General features: G+C 64.4%; 18 protein-coding genes and 1 tRNA gene. 8 read left to right on the top strand and 11 right to left on the bottom strand.

Annotation, left to right across the window (positions count from 1 at the left end; translation table 11 throughout):
* Positions 1-2 precede the first annotated feature (2 nt).
* The 5 genes from xth to C8N32_RS02675 all read right to left on the bottom strand — a co-directional run bounded on the left by xth (position 3) and on the right by C8N32_RS02675 (position 3,599).
* Positions 3-782, bottom strand: a complete 780-nt coding sequence (gene xth / locus C8N32_RS02695; protein ID WP_107890923.1) for an exodeoxyribonuclease III — start codon at positions 780-782, stop codon at positions 3-5.
* Between the two features lie 67 nt (positions 783-849).
* Positions 850-2,028 carry a BaiN/RdsA family NAD(P)/FAD-dependent oxidoreductase gene (locus tag C8N32_RS02690; RefSeq protein ID WP_107890922.1) on the bottom strand — a complete coding sequence of 393 codons (1,179 nt, stop codon included), beginning with the start codon at positions 2,026-2,028 and terminating at the stop codon, positions 850-852.
* Positions 2,029-2,078: 50 nt separating this feature from the next.
* Positions 2,079-2,681 (bottom strand): cytochrome b/b6 domain-containing protein, encoded by a 603-nt coding sequence (locus tag C8N32_RS02685; RefSeq protein WP_107890921.1) that lies wholly within the window; start codon positions 2,679-2,681, stop codon positions 2,079-2,081.
* Positions 2,682-2,683: 2 nt separating this feature from the next.
* Entirely contained in the window at positions 2,684-3,139 is a 456-nt protein-coding gene (locus C8N32_RS02680; protein WP_107890920.1) for a c-type cytochrome, read from the bottom strand.
* Between the two features lie 136 nt (positions 3,140-3,275).
* Positions 3,276-3,599, bottom strand: coding sequence for a HesB/IscA family protein (locus C8N32_RS02675; protein WP_107891011.1), 324 nt, complete (start codon positions 3,597-3,599; stop codon positions 3,276-3,278).
* 81 nt (positions 3,600-3,680) lie between these two features.
* On the opposite strand from C8N32_RS02675, the gene C8N32_RS02670 reads away from it, so the two are divergent.
* The 8 genes from C8N32_RS02670 (at position 3,681) to C8N32_RS02635 (ending at position 11,965) form a co-directional block, all read left to right on the top strand.
* On the top strand, positions 3,681-4,826 hold the full coding sequence (locus C8N32_RS02670; RefSeq protein WP_107890919.1) for a deoxyguanosinetriphosphate triphosphohydrolase: 1,146 nt from the start codon (positions 3,681-3,683) through the stop codon (positions 4,824-4,826).
* A 6-nt stretch (positions 4,827-4,832) separates the two neighbouring features.
* Entirely contained in the window at positions 4,833-6,644 is a 1,812-nt protein-coding gene (locus tag C8N32_RS02665; RefSeq protein ID WP_244905889.1) for a cation:proton antiporter, read from the top strand.
* 50 nt (positions 6,645-6,694) lie between these two features.
* Positions 6,695-8,440, top strand: coding sequence for an arginine--tRNA ligase (gene argS, locus C8N32_RS02660; RefSeq protein WP_107890918.1), 1,746 nt, complete (start codon positions 6,695-6,697; stop codon positions 8,438-8,440).
* Positions 8,441-8,510: 70 nt separating this feature from the next.
* The gene (locus C8N32_RS02655) at positions 8,511-9,326 is read left to right on the top strand and encodes an SPOR domain-containing protein (RefSeq protein ID WP_107890917.1); all 816 of its coding nucleotides are present in this window, start codon (positions 8,511-8,513) and stop codon (positions 9,324-9,326) included.
* Positions 9,323-10,333 (top strand): glycoside hydrolase family 3 N-terminal domain-containing protein, encoded by a 1,011-nt coding sequence (locus tag C8N32_RS02650; protein WP_107890916.1) that lies wholly within the window; start codon positions 9,323-9,325, stop codon positions 10,331-10,333. Before C8N32_RS02655 ends, C8N32_RS02650 begins: the two co-directional genes overlap by 4 nt.
* Positions 10,326-11,105, top strand: coding sequence for a segregation and condensation protein A (locus tag C8N32_RS02645; RefSeq protein WP_107891009.1), 780 nt, complete (start codon positions 10,326-10,328; stop codon positions 11,103-11,105). The genes C8N32_RS02650 and C8N32_RS02645 overlap by 8 nt, the downstream gene beginning before the upstream one ends.
* Positions 11,105-11,737, top strand: coding sequence for an SMC-Scp complex subunit ScpB (gene scpB, locus C8N32_RS02640; RefSeq protein ID WP_107890915.1), 633 nt, complete (start codon positions 11,105-11,107; stop codon positions 11,735-11,737). The genes C8N32_RS02645 and scpB overlap by 1 nt, the downstream gene beginning before the upstream one ends.
* Before the next feature lie 9 nt (positions 11,738-11,746).
* A complete protein-coding gene (locus C8N32_RS02635) occupies positions 11,747-11,965 on the top strand; it encodes a hypothetical protein (protein ID WP_107890914.1) in 219 nt (72 codons plus the stop codon).
* Here C8N32_RS02635 and C8N32_RS02630 read toward each other — a convergent pair.
* The 6 genes from C8N32_RS02630 to plsX all read right to left on the bottom strand — a co-directional run bounded on the left by C8N32_RS02630 (position 11,962) and on the right by plsX (position 16,395).
* Positions 11,962-13,041, bottom strand: a complete 1,080-nt coding sequence (locus C8N32_RS02630) for a 2'-deoxycytidine 5'-triphosphate deaminase (protein WP_107890913.1) — start codon at positions 13,039-13,041, stop codon at positions 11,962-11,964. The genes C8N32_RS02635 and C8N32_RS02630 overlap by 4 nt on opposite strands.
* Before the next feature lie 74 nt (positions 13,042-13,115).
* A tRNA-Pro gene (locus C8N32_RS02625) sits at positions 13,116-13,192 on the bottom strand.
* 69 nt (positions 13,193-13,261) lie between these two features.
* Positions 13,262-13,915 carry a MerR family transcriptional regulator gene (locus tag C8N32_RS02620; protein WP_107890912.1) on the bottom strand — a complete coding sequence of 218 codons (654 nt, stop codon included), beginning with the start codon at positions 13,913-13,915 and terminating at the stop codon, positions 13,262-13,264.
* An 8-nt stretch (positions 13,916-13,923) separates the two neighbouring features.
* Positions 13,924-14,226 (bottom strand): integration host factor subunit alpha, encoded by a 303-nt coding sequence (ihfA, locus tag C8N32_RS02615; RefSeq protein ID WP_107890911.1) that lies wholly within the window; start codon positions 14,224-14,226, stop codon positions 13,924-13,926.
* Positions 14,227-14,323: 97 nt separating this feature from the next.
* A complete protein-coding gene (locus tag C8N32_RS02610; RefSeq protein WP_107890910.1) occupies positions 14,324-15,295 on the bottom strand; it encodes a beta-ketoacyl-ACP synthase III in 972 nt (323 codons plus the stop codon).
* The gene (plsX, locus tag C8N32_RS02605; protein WP_107890909.1) at positions 15,292-16,395 is read right to left on the bottom strand and encodes a phosphate acyltransferase PlsX; all 1,104 of its coding nucleotides are present in this window, start codon (positions 16,393-16,395) and stop codon (positions 15,292-15,294) included. Before plsX ends, C8N32_RS02610 begins: the two co-directional genes overlap by 4 nt.
* Positions 16,396-16,416 lie beyond the last annotated feature (21 nt).

Genomic DNA, 16,416 nt, shown 5'->3' with positions numbered 1-16,416 from the left:
CTTCAGGCTTCCAGCTCTACCCAGACCGGAACGTGGTCGGAGGGTTTTTCCCGCCCGCGAAGGCCGGGGTCTATCCAGCAATCGGTCATCAGGTCTGCCGCCTGCGGAGTCAGAAGGACATGATCGATGCGGATACCGTCGTTTCGGTTCCATGCACCGGCCTGGTAGTCCCAGAAACTGTAATGCCCTCCGCTATGGGTTTGGGCACGGAAAGCGTCGGTGAAACCGAGGTTCAGGATACGGCGGAATGCGCTTCGGGCTTCGGGCAGGGCCAGCGCGTCCCTGGCCCAGGCTTCGGGGCGGGCGGCGTCCTCGTCCTGCGGAATGATGTTGTAGTCGCCTGCCATCACAGCCGGTTCCTCACTGTCCAGCAGTGCGCGCGCACGCGTTTGCAGCCGGCTCATCCAGTCCAGCTTGTAGTCGAATTTCGGCCCCGGAGCCGGATTGCCGTTGGGCAGGTAAAGCCCACATACCCGGACCGCCCGCTCCCCGATCACGGTCGCCTCGATCCAGCGGGCCTGTTCGTCGCCTTCATCGCCGGGCAGGCCGCGCGTCACATCCTCCAGCGGCAGCCTGGACAGGATCGCTACTCCGTTGAAGCTCTTCTGCCCGTGGGTTTCCACGTTGTATCCGCGCTCCTCGAACGGGTCGCGCGGGAAAGCCGCATCGACGGACTTGATTTCCTGCAAAACCGCCACGTCGGGCCGTGCCTCATCCAGCCAGTCCAGCAGGGCGGGCAGGCGCGCCTTTATACCATTGATGTTGAACGTGGCGATTTTCATGTGGTCTCCCAAGTCTTGCTTTGGGCAAAATATCCCCGCCGGAGGCATGAAAGTCCATGCCCCGCGGTCAGCCTTGTGCGATAGCGGCGCCCGCCGCCCATCCCGACGACCAGGCCCACTGAAAATTGAACCCGCCCAGCCAGCCCGTCACATCGACGACCTCACCGATGAAATACAGCCCCGGTACGATCCGGCTTTCCATGTTGCGTGCGTCCAGCGCGTCGGTGGCGACCCCGCCAAGGGTGACCTCGGCGGTTCGGTAACCTTCCGTCCCGGCAGGGGACAGGTGCCAGGCAGCCACGGTTCGGGCAAGCGCGCCAAGCTGCCTGTCCGACAAATCCGCCATGTTGCAGGCAAAGCCCCCCGCAAGATAGGCGGCCAGCCGCGCAGGCAAAAGCGCGGCCAGTGCTCGGGCCGGGCTTTTGCGCGGGGTTTTGGCGCGCAGGCTCCGCAATGTCGCCTCTGCATCGCGCCGGGGCAGCAGGTCCAGGACAATCTCCGTCCCCTCGCGCCAATAGGATGACGCCTGCAAGATTGCCGGGCCTGACAGCCCCCGATGGGTGAACAGCACGGCCTCCTCGAAAGTTGCGCTGCCTGCGGTCACGCGCGCCTGGGCCGAAACGCCTGCCAGAGATCGCAAGCTTTCCAGCACCGGGCCGGTGAATGTGAACGGCACAAGGGCGGGGCGGGTTTCTGTTACCTGATGGCCGAATTGCCGGGCGAGCCGGTGGCCGAAATCGCTGGCGCCCATTCTGGGGATCGACTTGCCGCCCGTAGCCACAACCAGCCGCTGCGTTGTCAGCCGTTCTCCGGTTGCAAGCAGGACTGCGAATCCACCGGGCAGCCGGTCCACCTCGCTTATGTGGGCCTTCAGGCGCAGGCCCGCGCCCGCGCGCTCCATCTCCAAGAGCAGCAGCGTGACAATCTCTTGTGCGGAGCCATCGCAGAAAAGCTGTCCCAGTGTTTTCTCATGCCATGTCACATCATGACGGGCGAGAAGGTCGATGAAATCCAATTGGGTATAGCGTGCCAGTGCCGACTTGGCGAAATGCGGATTCTCGGACAGGTAGTTTTCCGGCCCCGCATGAAGATTGGTGAAATTGCATCGTCCGCCCCCCGATATCCGGATTTTCTCTCCCGGAGCCCTGGCATGGTCGAGAACAAGCGTGCCCGGCCCGGCATGGGCGGCACACATCAGGCCGGCGGCCCCGGCTCCCAGAACAATGCAGCGGTGGTCGAATGACATGGCCCTGCCCTTTGCGCAAGGGCGGGGCCGTTGTCCAGTGTGAAAGTTTCTCAGGCCTCTTTGCGGACGGTTTTCACGCCAGTCAGCATCGGGCGGATCAGGTCTTCATTCTTCCAGCGGCGGTAGAAACCGATCGCGGCAATGTGCAAAGCGGTCAGCCCCAGAACCCACCAGCCCAGCAAGTCATGCCAGGCCAGGGCCTGCCGTGCCCCATCGGAGCCGGCATATTCCGCAAGCGGTCCGACGTTGATGTAATCTTCCGGGTCGGCAAACAGGCCGGTTACAGCCTGTGCCAGCAGGACGCCGAGAATAATGAACACGAACGCACCCCCCAGCGGGTTATGGCCCCGCCAGTAGCTGGGTCTGCGCCGGAACATGCCGACCCCGTAGCGCAGAATGGCAAACGGCCCGTAGGCGAAATTGCCAAAGCGCGCGTGTTCGGGCCCGATGAAGCCCCATACCAGCCGGAAGGCCAGCAACCCAAGCACCGCGTAACCAAAATAGAAATGCAGTGTCATGACATCGGGGCCGAACTTTCCCAGGCCCCAGGCTGCAATGACACAGAACGCCAGCAGCCAGTGGTATATCCGCAAAAGCGGATCCCAAAGGCGGACGGTTTCAAGCCTGGATGTTTCGGTGCTTGGGCTGGACATGATCAGAAGTCCTTGGCGCGGTAATCGTCGTGACAGGCCTTGCAGGCCCCGCCAAGTTGTTGAACGGCCTTGGCAAGCTCATCCTTTCCGTCGACGGCCACGGCGTTGAGGTTTTCCACGGCTTTTACAAAGGCCATGCCTTTTTCCTGTACGCCAGCACCGTCTTCCCAGATCGCGGGCAGGGCGCGGGTTTTTCCCGGCAGGTCGGCGTTCGATGTGCCGGGGGCATAGATATCCCCCATGTTGTACTGGGTCAGCGTCTTGATGTCGGCGGCGTGGCCCTGGGCTTTTTCGGCGCTGTATTCGGTTTCGCCTTTGACCATGGAAACGAGGCCGTCCATCTCGATGCCGAGCAGTTTGTAAAAGCCTTTGCGGGCTTCGGCCACATCCTCGGCGGGGGCGGCGAAGGCCGTAAGCGGCAGGGCGATCAGGGCCGAGGCCATCAAAATCTTGCGCATTGAATCGTCTCCTTTGGGTTGTGTAGTCAGGGCGTACCTTAATTTTCACGACGATATGAAAATAATCCGTCGCCGCGAATACCTATTTCTCAACGGGGGCTGTGCGCCTCAAGGTGATGTGCCATTTTGGCGCAGATCAGATCGAGAAGCTGGTCCCGCACCCGCAGGAACTGGTCGCGTTCGGATTTTCGATGGTAAAGCGCGCGCCGATCAACTCTTCGGTGAAGTCGATCGTGGCATTGGTCAGAAACGGCAGTGAGACAGAGTCCACCACGACTTTCTGGCCGCGGCCTTCGAGAATCAGGTCGCCTTCTGCCGGGGTGTCCAGGGCGATCTCATACTGAAAGCCCGAACATCCCCCCCCCTCCACGGCGACACGCAGGGCCTTGCCCTGTTCGGCGGCGCCGATTTCGCAAAGACGGTCAAAGGCGCGCTCCGTCACCTTTGGGGGCAGCGTCAGGTCCATGGTTGCGTTTCCCTGAAAATACGTGACATTCCCAATATATGCGGCGTCCCATGCCGCGGCAAGAACGGGGGGGAAATGCTTGTGCCCTATGCCTGCCGTCCCGAGACCTCGCGCGGGCGGCGATACCGGGAGGAGGAAAGCGTCTTCCGGTCGGCCTTTCAGCGTGATCGGGACCGGATCATCCATGCCTCGGCCTTTCGCCGTCTGATGCATAAAACGCAGGTTTTCGTGGTGCATGAGGGCGACAGTTTCCGCACCCGCCTGACCCATTCCATAGAGGTGGCGCAGGTGGCGCGGACCATTGCGGGGGCGTTGGGTCTGAACGCGGAACTGACCGAGGCCGTCGCGCTGGCCCATGACCTTGGCCATACCCCCTTCGGCCATGCGGGCGAGGATCTGATGGCCCGGCTCATGGCGCCTTTCGGCGGGTTCGACCACAACGCGCAGGCGGTGCGCGTCGTGACAAAGCTGGAGCGCCACTACGCCGCGTTCGACGGTCTGAACCTGACATGGGAAACTCTGGAAGGTATCGCCAAGCATAACGGCCCGGTGGCGGGACCGCTGCCCTGGGCGCTGGCGGACTACAGCGCCGTGCACGATCTGGAGTTGACCACCCACGCCAGTGCCGAGGCACAGGTGGCCGCGCTTTCCGATGACATTGCCTATAATAACCACGATCTTCAGGATGGGTTGCGCGCGGGATTGTTCACCGAAGCCGACCTGGCCGGTCTTCCGGTCATCGGGGCCTGTTACGCGGAGGTGGATGTCCTGTATCCGGGCCTCGATGCGCGCCGCCGCCGGCACGAGGCCTTGCGCCGGGTGTTCGGGATCATGGTTGCCGACGTGATCGAGACGTCCCGCGCCGTGCTGGCGCAGGCGCGTCCGCAAACGCCCGCCGACATACGTGCGCTGGCGCGTCCGGTGATCCGGTTCTCCCAGGCGCTCCGGGCCGATCTCAAGGTTATCCGCGACTTTCTCTTTGCCCGCATGTATCGTGCGCCCGGGGTGATGGCGGTGCGCGCGGAGGTTACGAGAATGATCGAGAATCTCTTCCCCCTCTACCTGCGGGAAACGGGCCTTCTGCCCGACCGCTGGCGGGCCGACATCGCGGAGGCCGCCGACGAAACGGAACTGGCGCGGATCGTGTGCGACTACATCGCCGGCATGACGGATCGTTTCGCCATGCAGGAACATGCCCGGCTGTTCGGGCGGGAAGGATAGGCAAGCGTGGCAACCGGGGTGGAAGGGGCTTTACCTCCGATAGCGGCGTTCGCGCTGGTGGGCGCGCTGGGGGTCGGCGCGCAATGGCTGGCATGGAGATTGCGGCTGCCGGCGATCGTGCTGATGCTGATCGCCGGGCTTCTGGTGGGGCCGGTGCTGGGGGTGTTCGACCCCGCGCGCGATATCGGTGCGCTGATGGGGCCGATGGTGGCCATCGCCGTCGCGATCATCCTGTTCGAGGGGGGGCTGACGCTGAACCTTCACTCTTTGCGCGATGCTGCCGGCGGGGTGCGGCGGCTGGTGGTGATCGGCGCGCCCCTGGGGTGGCTGAGCTCGGCGCTGGCGCTTCACTACGTGGCGGGGCTGGGATGGGAGGCGTCGGCGGTGTTCGGGGGGATCATGATCGTCACCGGGCCTACGGTTATCGCGCCTCTGTTGCGCCAGGCGCGTTTGTCCCGCCGTCCGGCACAGCTGCTGCAATGGGAAGCCATCGTCAATGATCCGGTCGGGGCCCTGGCGGCGGTTCTGGCCTTCGAGGTCGTTGTGGTGCTCGACACCGCTCTGACGGTAAACGAGGCCATCCTGGCAATGATTGTCGGTATTGTTCTGGCGCTGGTTCTGGGGCTTCTGGGCGGGTGGGGGTTGTCGGCGGTCTTCCGGCGGGCCTGGGTGCCGGAATACATGAAGGTTCCGGTGCTGTTCGCCTCCACGCTGGCGGTGTTCGCCTTGTCCGATCTGGTCCTGCATGAAAGCGGGCTTCTGGCGGTAACGGTGATGGGCCTGTTCATTGCCAACGCGAACCTTCCATCCTACGCCGAGATGCGCCGCTTCAAGGAGCATGCCACGATTTTGCTGGTTTCGGGCGTGTTCATCCTGCTGGCGGCCAATATGGATCTGGAGACCCTGCGCACGCTGGACTGGCGTACGGCGGCCTTCGTGGCGGTGGTGGTTCTGGTGGCGCGGCCGGTGACGGTTCTGATCTCTCTGGCCTTTTCTCCCGTACCGTGGCGCGAACGCCTGCTGGTTGCCCTCACAGGGCCGCGCGGGGTGGTTCTGGTGGCGGTTGCGGGGCTGTTCGGGGAACGTCTGGCCGCAATGGGGATAGAGGATGGGGCGCGCATCGCGCCACTGGCTTTTGCGCTGGTGGCGGCGACGGTGGTGCTGCACGGGTTTGCGCTGATGCCGCTGGCGCGCTTTCTCGGGCTTGCCGGGGCGGAGACGCCGGGCGTGATCGTGGTTGGGGGCTCGCGCTTTACCACGGCTTTCGCCGAGGCGCTGCAAAAGGTCGAGGTGCCGGTGCTGATCGCGGATCCGAACCGCGCAAGGCTGCGCCGCGCGCGGGAGGCGGGGGTGGATACCTTTTATGGCGATATCCTGTCCGAGGCCGCCGAGCACAGCGTGGAGCTTGTCAGCTACGCGACCATTCTGGCGACCACCGATAACGATGCCTACAACACCCTTGTCGCCACGGATCTCGCCCCTGAATTCGGGCGGGAGAACGTGTTCCAGCTCAAGCGTGCCAAGCAGACCAGCCAGCGTCACGCACTGCCGCCCACCCTTGGCGGGCGGGTGTTCGGGGGGGGGCTTGGGTTTTACGACCTCAACAGTCGCATGACCGAAGGCTGGCGTATCCGCACAACCCGGCTGAGCGGGGATTTCACCCTGGAAGACTGGCGAGAGCAGTCGCCGGAGGCGATACTGCTGGCGCGGACGGGGCCGGGCGGACTGCGAATCGTGTCCGGGGAGGACCCCCGCACCCAGCCCGGAACGGTCTTGATTTCGCTGGTCCCGCCGCCCGATGGCCCCAAGCCCGGTTGACGCCGTTGCGCCCGGTGTTAAACCGCCCGCAACGGAAAGGAAGGACAAGCATGAACCTTTTCACCGATATGCATGGGCTGGTGATCGAAAGCCTGGGCCGGATGCAGGCCGAAGGTACGCTGCCCAAGGGTCTGGCCTTTGACAACGTCGCGGTGGAGCCGCCCCGCGACCCCGCCCATGGCGACATGGCCACCAACGCGGCGATGGTGCTGGCCAGGCCCGCCGGGCAGAAACCGCGCGACATCGCGGATGCGCTGGCGGTACGGCTTGCGTCCGATCCGCGTGTCGCGCTGGCGGAGGTGGCCGGGCCGGGTTTCATCAATCTGCGTCTTGCGCCCACGGTGTGGCAGGATGTGGTGCGCAACGTTCTTGGGGAGGGTGCGGGGTTCGGCCGACCGGCGGCGGGCGGCGGGCGGAAGGTCAATGTCGAATATGTCTCCGCCAATCCGACCGGCCCGCTCCATGTCGGGCATACCCGTGGCGCGGTGTTCGGGGATGCGCTGGCCAATCTGTTGGAATATGCGGGTCATGACGTCACGCGGGAATACTATATCAATGACGGCGGTGCCCAGGTCGATGTGCTGGCACGGTCGGTTTACCTGCGCTACCTCGAAGCCCACGGCCAGAGCGTCGAATTCGAGGACGGCACCTATCCCGGCGATTACCTGATCGAGGTCGGGCAGGCGCTGAAAGACGAGGTGGGCGAGGCCTATATCGACAAACCGGAGGCCGACTGGCTGGCCGATATCCGCGAATTCGCCACCGGGCGGATGCTGGATCTGATCCGTGACGACCTGTCCGCGCTCGGCGTCACGATGGACAGGTTCTTCTCGGAAAAATCGCTTTACGGGACCGGCCGCATCGAGGCGGCGCTGGCAACGCTGTCCGACAAGGGGCTGATCTATGAGGGTGTTCTTGACCCCCCGAAGGGCAAGATGCCGGAAGATTGGGAACCGCGCGTGCAAACGCTGTTCCGCGCTACCGCCCATGGGGACGATGTCGACCGTCCGGTGAAGAAATCGGACGGCGCATGGACCTATTTCGCCCCTGACATCGCCTACCACTATGACAAGATCACCCGTGGATACGACGCGCTGATCGATGTATTCGGTGCCGACCACGGCGGCTATGTCAAGCGGATGAAGGCTGCGGTTTCGGCGCTTTCGGACGGGCGGGTGCCGCTGGATATCAAGCTGACTCAGCTTGTCAAGCTGTACAAGAACTGCGCCCCTTTCAAGATGAGCAAGCGCGCCGGGACGTTCGTCACGCTGCGCGATGTCGTGGATCAGGTCGGCCCGGATGTGACCCGCTTTGTCATGCTGACCCGCAAGAACGATGCACCGCTGGATTTCGATTTCGACAAGGTTCTGGAGCAGTCGCGGGAGAACCCCGTCTTTTACGTCCAGTATGCCCATGCGCGGGTGTGCAGCGTGTTGCGCAAGGCGGACGGGGCCGGGATTACCGTCGACGATGCCACGCTGGAGGCGGCCGACCTGTCCGGCCTGGTCCATGAAGCCGAGCTGACCGTCGCGAAGAAGCTGGCCGAGTGGCCGCGCCTTGTAGAGGTTGCCGCCCGCGGGCACGAGCCCCACCGGGTTGCGTTCTACCTTTACGAACTTGCCTCCGACCTGCATGCTCTTTGGAACCGGGGCAACGACATGCCGGACCTGCGGTTCCTGCAAGAGGGGAATGCTGCCGCGAGCCAGTCCAAAATCGCGCTGGCACGGGCCGTGGCCGTTGTTATTTCCGCCGGTCTTGGTATTCTTGGTGTAACCCCGGTACAGGAAATGCGCTGAAAACAAGCGCCGCACCGGGGCCGGCAAGACTTCGGGCGGTATGCGCCGCCCTCGGGCAGCGAGGCAGAAAATGGCGGAAATTGATTACGATGGAGGGGCGTGGGGGCCGCGTGTGCCGTGGCGCGCCACCCTTGCACGGATGATGAACTGGGCCGGGGGGGCGACATCGATCGTCCTCGCGGTCGGGGTGACGGTGTGGGGATACCAGCTTGTCAAACGCGATGTGACCGGGGTTCCGGTTATCCAGGCTCTCGAAGGCCCGGCGCGTGTCGCCCCGGACGATCCGGGGGGAGAGATGGCGCCCCATCAGGGGCTGGCCGTGAACCGCGTCGTCGCCGAGGGGCAGGCCGCGCCGCCTGCGGACCAGCTGGCTCTGGCGCCCGCGCCCGCAGCCCTGACGGACGAAGACATGCCGCGCCCTGCGCTGCGCCCCGAACCGGAACTGGGCGCAACCCCCGCCACGGAGGAGGCGGCCAGGCTTCCCGATGTGCCGGTGACCGTTCCCGGCGTGGTCCGGTCCCCACGGCCGGCGGCCCGGCCGGAGGGCGACCTGGCCGTGCGGCTTGCGCTGGCTTCTGCGACTGCGGCGCTGACCCCGACTGCGCCGGAGGAAGTGGACGCGGTGCGGATCGCCCCCGGTACGCCTTTGGTACAGCTTGGCACCTATCCGTCCCGCGATCTCGCGCGGCTGGACTGGGACCGGCTCAGCGACCGTTTCGAAAGTTTCCTGTACGGCAAGACCCGTGTGGTCTTGGCGGCCGAGGCCAGCAGTGGGCAAATGTTCCGCCTGCGCGCTTCGGGGTTTTCCGATATCGACGCCGCGCGGCGGATGTGTGAGGCGCTCAAGGCCGATGGGGCAGAGTGCATCCCGCTGGTGGCACGGTGAGCGGCGCTGCCGCAGCCTGTATCCTTGGCTGCGCGGGACCGTCCCTGAGTGTGGAGGAGGCGGCATTCTTCGCCGACCTGCGCCCTTTCGGGTTCATCCTGTTCGCCCGCAACATCGAAACGCCCGGGCAGGTCCGACGCCTGACGTCTGATTTGCGGACCGTTGCGGGACATGAGGCCCCGATCCTGATCGATCAGGAAGGGGGACGCGTGCAGCGCATGGGGCCGCCGCATTGGCGTGCCTGGCTGCCCGCGCTTGAACAGGCCCTTGCCGCCGGTCAACAGGCCGCACGCGTTCTTTATTTGCGCAACCGCCTGATCGCGGCGGAACTGCGCGCGGTCGGACTCGATGTCAACTGTGCGCCGCTGGCCGATGTGGCCCGTCCGGAAACCCACAAGATTCTGAAAAACCGGTGTTACGGGTTTGATGCGGCCACTGTCATCGCGGGGGCCCGTGCCACTGCGGAAGGGTTGCTGGCCGGTGGCGTTCTGCCGGTGCTCAAGCACATTCCCGGCCATGGTCGTGCGGTTGTGGACAGCCACCTGGACCTGCCTCGTGTTTCCGCCCCGCGCTCGGCCCTGGAGGAAGATTTCGCCCCGTTTCGCGCATTGGCGGATCTGCCGATGGCGATGACCGCGCATATCGTTTTTGATGCGATCGATCCGTGCGCGCCGGTGACCGTCTCGCCGGCGGGGATACGATTGATCCGCGAAGAGATCGGCTTTGACGGCCTGTTGATGAGCGATGACCTCTCCATGGAGGCGCTGCGCGGCAGTCTGGCCGTGCGCACCCGCGCGGCGCTGGATGCGGGCTGCGATGTGGTTTTGCATTGCAATGGTAACCTGAACGAGATGCAACAGATCGCCGCCGAAGCCGGCCCCCTGCAGGCCGATGCCGTGCGTCGGGCGTACAATGCGCTGGACCGGCGCCAGCCTGTCGATGACGCCGATTTGGGGCAGATGGAGGCCGAGCTTTGCGCTATACTCCGCCCCCATGCCCATGGATGAGACTCAGCCCAGTCTGCTTTCGGTCAACGAACGCCTCGCCGCCGAGGCGTTGATTGTCGATGTGGATGGGTTCGAAGGGCCGTTGGACCTTTTGCTGAACCTCGCGCGTAGCCAGAAGGTGGATCTGCGCAAGATTTCGATCCTGGATCTGGCACGGCAATACCTCGCGTTTGTCGAAGAGGCCAAGCGTCTGCGGATCGAACTCGCCGCCGATTATCTCGTGATGGCGGCGTGGCTGGCGTTTTTGAAATCGCGCCTGCTGCTGCCGCCCGATCCGGCGGATGAAGGTCCCTCGGGGGAGGATCTGGCCGCGCATCTGGCATTCCAGCTGGAGCGGCTGGAGGCCATGAGGGGCGTGGCCGCCCGGCTGATGGCGCGGGATCAGATGGGGCGGGATTTCTTCGCGCGCGGCATCCCCGAAGACGTCACCCGCATCCGGACTGTGCGGTTTACCGCGACGCTACTGGATCTGATGCAGGCCTATGCGCGCCTGCGCACCCGCGATGAATTTCGCCCCTATGTCATGGACCGCGATGCGGTTTACACGATGGAAGAGGCTTTGGAACGCATGCGGGGCCTGATCCGGTTCGCGGGGGACTGGGTGGATCTGGCCCATTGGCTGCCCGAGGGCTGGGGGAATGACCCGGTCAGACGCCGGTCCGCGACGGCGGCGCATTTCGCGGCCTCGCTGGAACTGGCCAAGCAGGGGGCGCTTGATATCCGCCAGAGTGACATGTTCGCCCCGATCGAAATCCGCAGGAAAGGGAACTGATGGCAGAGCCGCCGGAAGAAAGCCTGTTCGAAGCGCCGCCCCCGGTCGAACAGGAGCGCATGGTCGAGGCGATCCTTTTCGCCAGTGCCGAGCCTGTCCGTGTGGCGGATCTCAACGCGCGTATGCCCCATGGCAGCGACGCGGCGCAGGCACTGGCGCATCTGCGCAAACGCTACGAAGGCCGGGGCGTGCAGGTTGTCCGTGTCGGGGAGGCCTGGGCCATTCGCACCGCGCCGGACCTGGGCTTTCTGATGCAAAAAGAAACCGTTGAAACACGTAAGCTTAGCCGTGCCGCTATTGAAACGCTGGCCATCATTGCCTACCATCAACCTGTAACGCGTGCGGAAATCGAGGAAATCCGGGGAGTTTCGGTCAGCCGGGGCACCATCGATCAGCTTCTGGAGATGGAGTGGATCCGCTTCGGACGGCGCAGGATGACGCCGGGACGCCCGGTGACTTTCATCGTGACAGAGGCTTTTCTGGATCACTTCGGTCTTGAAAGCGCACGAGACCTGCCGGGGCTGAAGGATCTTCGTGCTGCCGGGCTATTGGAAAGCCGTCCGCCCCCTGGTGCCTTGCCCGAGGATGCGGAAGAAGAAGAGCAGGGCGACATGTTCGAGGATGACGCCTAGGAGATCGTGATGAACGCCAATCAGCTATTGAACATGGTTACCCGCCTGCTGATGCGCCGTGTCGTCGGCAAGGGGGTTGACGCCGGGATCAATGCCGCCAGCCGGGCTGTATCCAAGCGGGGCGGCACCGGGCAAGAGCCGCAGGGGGCGCCGAACCCGCAGGTGGGCGAAACCGCCAAGCGAGCAAAGCAGGCCATGCGTGTCACCCGCCGGATGGGGCGCTTCTAAACCCGGAAGTGCTTGCTGAGCTTGAGGCCCTGGCCCTGATAATTCGAAGCCAGGTCGGCGCCGTAGAGGTGATCGGGGCGCGCGGCCATGCGCTCATAGACCAGGCGGCCTACGACCTGGCCGTGTTCCAGCACGAAGGGCGCCTCGTGGCAGCGGACTTCCAGAACGCCGCGGGATCCGGCGCCCCCTGCGGCGGCGTGCCCGAAGCCGGGGTCGAAGAACCCTGCGTAATGCACGCGAAACTCCCCCACCATGGCCAGGTAGGGCGCCATTTCAGCGGCAAAATCGGGGGGGATGTGCACGGCCTCGCGGCTGACGAGAATGTAGAACGCGCCGGGATCGAGGATGATCCGTCCCTCTTCGCTGTGAATCTCTTCCCAGAATGCAGCCGGATCGTACTCGCCGATACGATCGAGGTCGATCACGCCTGTATGGGGCTTGGCGCGATACCCCAGGAGACTGCTGTCGCCGGGCCGCAGGTCGACGGAGAAACCCAGCCCTTCCGAGATGAGGGCGGGGCCGGCGACCAATCCGGTTTCCGCGTGCAGTCGCGCCAGTTCCGTATCGCTGAGCAAGGCTTGCCCGCGGCGAAAACGGATCTGGTTCAGCCGCATGCCGGGCCGGACCAGTACCGAAAAGGAGCGCGGGCAGATTTCGGCATATAGCGGGCCGGTATATCCGGGCGGGATGCGATCGAATTCTGTTCCACCGTCGGTTATGGTACGGGTCAGGAGATCCAGCCGCCCGGTTGAGCTTTTGGCATTGGCAACCGCCTGAATATCGCCGGGCAGAGCGAGGCGTTCCATCAGGGGCACGACATAGACGCACCCCTTTTCCAAAACCGCCCCGGCGCCGAGGTCGATGCGGTGCATCTCGAACAGTGACAGGCGTTCGGCCACCGAGCGGCCCGATCCCGCGAGGAAAGAGGCCCGCACACGGTAGGCGACCGTTCCCAGCCGCAGGTCCAGAGAGGCGGGCTGTATCTGCCCCTCCGCCAGGGGAATGTCGACGATAATCCGGGCCTCTTCGAACATGGCCCTGATCTGCTGGGAGGGGAGAACGCCGGTGCCTGTCATCGTAACCCTTTGAAAGCGGGTGGCGAAAACCACACCGCCCGCAACCGGAAGGCTGCGGGCGGTCAGGAAACTTTTGGTCGGGCTAGCAGGACTTGAACCTGCGACCTTCCGTCCCCCAGACGGACGCGCTACCAGGCTGCGCCATAGCCCGACGTGGGCAGTTACATACCATTTCCACCGGGGAGGGCAAGGCGGAAATCCGGGGCGCGCGGTATTCTTTTCACGGAGTTTCCGCACGTTCCATGCCCCGACGGAGGGTGCGCAACCGATGCAGAATTTCCACAAGAGCATCCTTGTCCGCCGGGTAAAGGGCAGGGAGCAGTTCGGGGGCAGACAGGCGCTGGTTCAGCAACTGCCGGGTCGGCTCGAACGCCGGGTCGTCGTCTTGCGGGTCCGTGGCGGGCAACCCTTCGCCAAGAGTGCGCCGGGGCTTTGGCGCCGGCGACGTTTCCGGGGCGTCGTGCGGGGGGGGCGCTGCGGGCGGCGGCGGTGGCAACACCTCTGGCTGTGGCGTGGCCACAGGGCGGTGCGTCTGCGGTGCGTTTCCGGTGCGCGGTGCCGGGCTCGGGTCCCGTTGCTGCTCGGGAGGGGGCGTTCCATCCAGTGACGGCGACATGCCGCTGACATATCCCACACCCTTTTCCCGGAGAATTTTCTGCACGCCGCGGATGGTCATGCCATCGTCGTGCAAGAGTTTCTTTATGCCCCCCAGCAGCAGCATGTCCGAGGGGCGGTAATAGCGCCGCCCTCCCGCACGCTTGAGAGGTTTGATTTGGCTGAAGCGGCTTTCCCAGAAGCGCAAGACATGGGCAGGTGTCTCCAGCCAGTCCGCCACTTCGGAAATCGTACGAAACGCTTCAGGCGATTTGGCCATGACGTGGCTTAGGTGCGGTTTCCAGCCGCCACGCGGTCTTTCATCAGATGCGAGGGGCGGAAGGTCAGAACGCGCCGGGGATGAATAGGTACTTCTTCGCCCGTCTTGGGATTGCGACCGACGCGGGCGGTCTTGTCTCTGACGCTGAAGGTTCCGAAGGAGGAAATCTTTACCGTCTCCCCGCGAACCAGCGCATCGGACATATGTTGCAAGACGCTTTCCACCAATTGTGCCGACTCGTTACGAGAGAGCCCGACTTCGCGGAAAACGGCCTCGCTGAGGTCGATGCGCGTCAATGTCTTTCCGGTCATTACAAGCCCCTACACCTAATGCCACCCGGTGCATTAGGGCGGACATTGAAAACCAAGTCAATAAAAACGCATGAAAAGTATGGAGTTGAGCGAATTCTTACCAGCGCAGGACAACCGCGCCCCACGCCAGCCCGCCCCCGATCGCCTCCGTCACGATCAGGTTGCCCGGTTTGATCTGCCCCCGTGCCTTGCCCACAGACAGGGCCAGGGGAATCGAGGCCGCCGATGTATTGCCGTGGTCCTGGACGGTCACCACCACGTTGTCCATGCTCAGGCGCATTTTCTGCGCGGTGCCCTTGATGATCCGCAGGTTTGCCTGGTGGGGAACCAGCCAATCCACATCCTCATTGGTCAGCCCGGCCTTGTCCAGCGCAGCATGGGCGGTTTGGGCCAGTTTTTCAACGGCGTGTCGGAAGACTTCCTTGCCCTGCATCCGCAAGAATCCGGTTTGTCCGGTCGAAACGCCGCCATCGACATAAAGGATATTCCTGTAGCGGCCGTCGGAGTGGAGATCCATCGACAGAAGCCCCCTGTCGGCGGGGGTGCCGCCGCCCTCAGTGGCTTCGAGGATCAGCGCGCCCGCGCCATCGCCGAACAGCACACAGGTGCCCCGGTCGCTCCAGTCCATGATCCGGCTGAAGGTTTCCGCGCCGATCACCATCACGCGTTTGGCCTGGCCGGAAACGATCAGGGCATTGGCGTTCGAAAGCGCAAAGATGAATCCGGCGCAAACGGCCTGAACATCGAAGGCATAGCCGTGTGTCATGCCCAGCCCCGCCTGCACCATCGTGGCGGCGGAAGGGAAGGTCAGGTCCGCGGTCGATGTGGCGAGGACGATGGCGTCGATTCCGTCGGCCTCCAGCCCGGCATCCGCCAGCGCGGCACGCGCGGCGTTCACCGCGAGATCCGATGTCGTCTCTCCCTCGGCGGCGAGGTGGCGCCGTTCGATTCCGGAACGGCTTCGAATCCAATCATCCGACGTTTCCAGCGTTTTCTCGAACTCGGAATTGGGGACTACACGTTCCGGCAGGTAATGCCCGACTCCCCGGACCACGGCACGCACTGTCATTGTTCTTGTTGTCCTCCGGCCTTGATCTCCGGCGCATCCTGCCCCGGACAACTGGCCGATGCAACCCGCGCCGCAAGCCGCTCGGAAAAGCCGGACTGGGCCAGTTGGAAGGCCAGCTTCACCGCCGCCGACACCCCGGTGGCATCAGAAGACCCATGGGATTTGACAACCGTGCCGTTCAGCCCCAGGAACACGCCGCCGTTGACGCGCCGCGGATCTATCCGCTTCGAGAGCCGCCGCAGGGAGGTCAGCGCCAGCAGCGCGGCGATCCGCGACAATGGCGTGGCCTTGAAGGCTTCGCGCAGAAAGTCGCTGATCAGCCGGGCCGTGCCTTCGCCGGTTTTCAGCGCGACATTGCCGGTGAAACCGTCGGTCACGATCACGTCCGCCTTGTCGGCAGGTATATCCCCGCCTTCGACGAATCCGACGAAATCGAACCGGGCGTCTCCGGCGCAGCCGGCGATCAGGTCATGGGCGGCCTTCAGTTCTGCGCGGCCCTTGTTTTCTTCCGTGCCGACATTGAGAAGACCGACGCGCGGGCATTCCAGCCCAAGCCCGTTACGGGCGTAGGACGTGCCCATCAGTGCGTATTGCAGCAGGTCGTGTTCGTCGGCGCGCACATCGGCGCCGACGTCCAGCATGACATTGAACCCCTGCGGATTGCGGGAGGGCCACAGGCAGGCGATCGCCGGGCGGTTCACCCCCGGCAGCTTGCGCAGCCGCATCATCGACAGCAGCATCAGCGCGCCGGTGTTGCCGCAGGACACGCATACCGTGGCCTCGCCGTTGCGCACGGAATCGATCGCCGACCACATCGACGTTCCCTGGCCATGCCGCATCACCTGGCTGGGCTTGGCATCCATCGTCACCACATCTTCGGCGTGGCGGATTTCGCAGCGGCCCCCCAGCACGCGGCGGCGGGACACGAGCTTTTCGAGTTCCCCCTGCCGGCCGTGCAGGATGAACCGGATTTCCGGGTTTTTGGTGGCCGAGCGGGCAATGCCCGCCACGACAGCCGAAGGCCCCCTGTCGCCGCCCATGGCGTCCACGGAAATGACCGTACGCGGTGCGGCGTCTTGCGTGCTGTGAATGTCTGTCATCTTGCGACGCTTGCCCTGCCT

Origin of the sequence: Rhodovulum imhoffii, from assembly GCF_003046545.1 — a bacterium.
GTDB lineage: Bacteria > Pseudomonadota > Alphaproteobacteria > Rhodobacterales > Rhodobacteraceae > Rhodovulum > Rhodovulum imhoffii.
Note: the sequence above shows the minus strand (reverse complement) of the source record. Positions and strands in the feature narration are given on the sequence as shown.

Excerpts from the sequence above, each read along its gene's own strand:
- C8N32_RS02620 (WP_107890912.1), bottom strand. The coding sequence starts at position 13,915 with ATGGCCAAATCGCCTGAAGCGTTTCGTACGATTTCCGAAGTGGCGGAC.
- C8N32_RS02685 (WP_107890921.1), bottom strand. The coding sequence starts at position 2,681 with ATGTCCAGCCCAAGCACCGAAACATCCAGGCTTGAAACCGTCCGCCTT.
- C8N32_RS02670 (WP_107890919.1), top strand. The coding sequence starts at position 3,681 with ATGCTTGTGCCCTATGCCTGCCGTCCCGAGACCTCGCGCGGGCGGCGA.
- C8N32_RS02690 (WP_107890922.1), bottom strand. The coding sequence starts at position 2,028 with ATGTCATTCGACCACCGCTGCATTGTTCTGGGAGCCGGGGCCGCCGGC.
- C8N32_RS02630 (WP_107890913.1), bottom strand. The coding sequence starts at position 13,041 with ATGACAGGCACCGGCGTTCTCCCCTCCCAGCAGATCAGGGCCATGTTC.
- argS (WP_107890918.1), top strand. The coding sequence starts at position 6,695 with ATGAACCTTTTCACCGATATGCATGGGCTGGTGATCGAAAGCCTGGGC.
- C8N32_RS02645 (WP_107891009.1), top strand. The coding sequence starts at position 10,326 with ATGGATGAGACTCAGCCCAGTCTGCTTTCGGTCAACGAACGCCTCGCC.
- C8N32_RS02655 (WP_107890917.1), top strand. The coding sequence starts at position 8,511 with ATGGCGGAAATTGATTACGATGGAGGGGCGTGGGGGCCGCGTGTGCCG.
- C8N32_RS02610 (WP_107890910.1), bottom strand. The coding sequence starts at position 15,295 with ATGACAGTGCGTGCCGTGGTCCGGGGAGTCGGGCATTACCTGCCGGAA.
- scpB (WP_107890915.1), top strand. The coding sequence starts at position 11,105 with ATGGCAGAGCCGCCGGAAGAAAGCCTGTTCGAAGCGCCGCCCCCGGTC.
- ihfA (WP_107890911.1), bottom strand. The coding sequence starts at position 14,226 with ATGACCGGAAAGACATTGACGCGCATCGACCTCAGCGAGGCCGTTTTC.
- xth (WP_107890923.1), bottom strand. The coding sequence starts at position 782 with ATGAAAATCGCCACGTTCAACATCAATGGTATAAAGGCGCGCCTGCCC.
- C8N32_RS02680 (WP_107890920.1), bottom strand. The coding sequence starts at position 3,139 with ATGCGCAAGATTTTGATGGCCTCGGCCCTGATCGCCCTGCCGCTTACG.
- C8N32_RS02635 (WP_107890914.1), top strand. The coding sequence starts at position 11,747 with ATGAACGCCAATCAGCTATTGAACATGGTTACCCGCCTGCTGATGCGC.
- plsX (WP_107890909.1), bottom strand. The coding sequence starts at position 16,395 with ATGACAGACATTCACAGCACGCAAGACGCCGCACCGCGTACGGTCATT.